Raw genomic sequence first — 2,500 nt, forward strand, 5'->3', positions numbered from 1 at the left:
TTTTGATTTTGTGGATTTGGTTGCGGGAGCAGGATTTGAACCTGCGACCTTCAGGTTATGAGCCTGACGAGCTACCGGGCTGCTCCATCCCGCGACACTTTGGGTTGGTCTGTTGCCTATTTGGCTGATTGCGACCTTGTCGTGTTTTTTGATCGTTTTAGAGAGGGGGGATTTTTCTAGGTTTGGCGGTGACCTACTCTCCCGGGGCTTGAGCCCAAGTACCATTGGCGCTGCAGTGCTTAACTTCCGGGTTCGGGATGGGACCGGGTGTTTCACTTGCGCTATGACCACCAAACCGAGGAAAATCCCCGTCGCTCTTTTTGCTTTGCAAAAAGGCGAAGCGCGGGAGGCGGCGTATTCGCTTGCGAATGCGCGTTCCCGCACGGTTGTGTCACCCCTTGCGGGGTTTCACATCAATCAACGTTGTCCAACTCAAGGTCAGTGTATGCTTTTGGTGATTTGTCTTTCTGTTACTGGATCAAATCAAGCCTATCGGGCGATTAGTACCGGTCAACTGAACGCATTGCTGCGCTTACATCTCCGGCCTATTGACGTGGTGGTCTTCCACGGCCCTCAGGGAGACCTTGTTTTGAGGGGGGCTTCCCGCTTAGATGCCTTCAGCGGTTATCCTGTCCGATCATAGCTACCCTGCACTGCCGTTGGCACGACAACAGGTCCACCAGTGGATCGTTCACCCCGGTCCTCTCGTACTAGGGGCAACTCCTCTCAAGTCTCCTACACCCACGGCAGATAGGGACCGAACTGTCTCACGACGTTCTAAACCCAGCTCACGTACCTCTTTAAACGGCGAACAGCCGTACCCTTGGGACCTGCTCCAGCCCCAGGATGAGATGAGCCGACATCGAGGTGCCAAACACTGCCGTCGATATGGACTCTTGGGCAGTATCAGCCTGTTATCCCCGGCGTACCTTTTATCCGTTGAGCGATGGCCCTTCCACTCGGGACCACCGGATCACTATGGCCGTCTTTCGACTCTGCTCGACTTGTCAGTCTCGCAGTCAGGCTGGCTTCTGCCATTGCACTCAACGAGCGATTTCCGACCGCTCTGAGCCAACCTTCGCGCGCCTCCGTTACGCTTTAGGAGGCGACCGCCCCAGTCAAACTACCCGCCACGCAGGGTCCCGGATCCGGATAACGGACCGCGGTTAGACATCAAGAATGCAAAGGGTGGTATCTCAAGGGAGGCTCCACAGGAACTGGCGTCCCTGCTTCGAAGCCTACCACCTATCCTGCACATTGCAGTCCTGATGCCAGTGCGAAGCTGTAGTAAAGGTGCACGGGGTCTTTCCGTCTAACCGCGGGAAGCCTGCATCTTGACAGGCAATTCAATTTCGCTGAGTCGATGTTGGAGACAGCGGGGAAGTCGTTACGCCATTCGTGCAGGTCGGAACTTACCCGACAAGGAATTTCGCTACCTTAGGACCGTTATAGTTACGGCCGCCGTTTACCTGGGCTTCAATTCAAGGCTCTCACCTCTCCTTTTAACCTTCAGGCACCGGGCAGGCGTCAGACCCTATACGTCGTCTTGCGACTTCGCAGAGCCCTGTGTTTTTAATAAACAGTCGCCACCCCCTGGTTTGTGCCCCCAGCCCCTAGTTGCCTAGGAACCGGGCCTCCTTCTCGCGAACTTACGGAGGTATTTTGCCGAGTTCCTTCAACATCGTTCTCTCAAGCGCCTTGGTATGCTCTACCAGTCCACCTGTGTCGGTTTAGGGTACGGTCTGATGGAGGGCTATTTCCAGGAACCACTCAGCAGCCCAATCAATCCGATAAGATTGAACTACACCTGTGATCCGTCACATCCTCCTGGCCTAGGAATATTAACCTAGTTCCCATCGCCTACGCCTTTCGGCCTCGGCTTAGGGGCCGGCTTACCCTGCTCAGATTAGCTTTAAGCAGGAACCCTTGGACTTTCGGCGAGAGTGTCTCTCACACTCTTTGTCGCTACTCATGTCATCATTCTCACTAGTGATCTCTCCACCGGATCCCTCACAGGCCGGCTTCATCGAAAGATCCTCGCCTCCAATATCCCCGAAGGGATCAAGGAGGCATGGATCTATGTCACACTACGCTCTGCTACCATGCCTTACGGCATCCTAAGCTTCGGCTCATGGCTTGAGCCCCGTTACATCTTCGCCGCAGGACAACTTGTTTAGACCAGTGAGCTGTTACGCTATCTTTAAAGGATGGCTGCTTCTAAGCCAACCTCCTGGTTGTTTTGGTCGTCCCACCTGCTTTCCCACTTAGCCATGAATTGGGGGCCTTAGCTGTAGGTCAGGGTTGTTTCCCTCTCCACTACGGACGTTAGCATCCGCAGTGTGTCTGCCATCTAGTACTCCCGGGTATTCGGAGTTTGGTTAGGATCAGTAAGCCTGTGGGGCCCCATTACCCATCCAGTGCTCTACCCCCCGGGGTATTCGGATGACGCTCTACCTAAATAGATTTCGCAGAGAACCAGCTATCTCCGAGTTTGATTGGC

Annotated in this window: 1 tRNA gene and 2 rRNA genes (1 of these 3 cut by a window edge); all 3 read right to left on the reverse strand. The window is 54.5% G+C overall.

The features are described 5' to 3' along the window. Window positions 1–17 precede the first annotated feature (17 nt). Window positions 18–94: transfer RNA gene (locus GOW72_RS00005), tRNA-Met, on the reverse strand. Between the two features lie 86 nt (window positions 95–180). Beyond that, a 5S ribosomal RNA gene (rrf, locus tag GOW72_RS00010) occupies window positions 181–295 on the reverse strand. Window positions 296–479: 184 nt separating this feature from the next. Continuing rightward, window positions 480–2,500 (reverse strand): 23S ribosomal RNA (locus GOW72_RS00015) (it continues 806 nt past the right edge of the window).

Origin of the sequence: Ruegeria arenilitoris, from assembly GCF_013032855.1 — a bacterium.
GTDB classification, from domain to species: Bacteria; Pseudomonadota; Alphaproteobacteria; order Rhodobacterales; family Rhodobacteraceae; genus Ruegeria; species Ruegeria arenilitoris.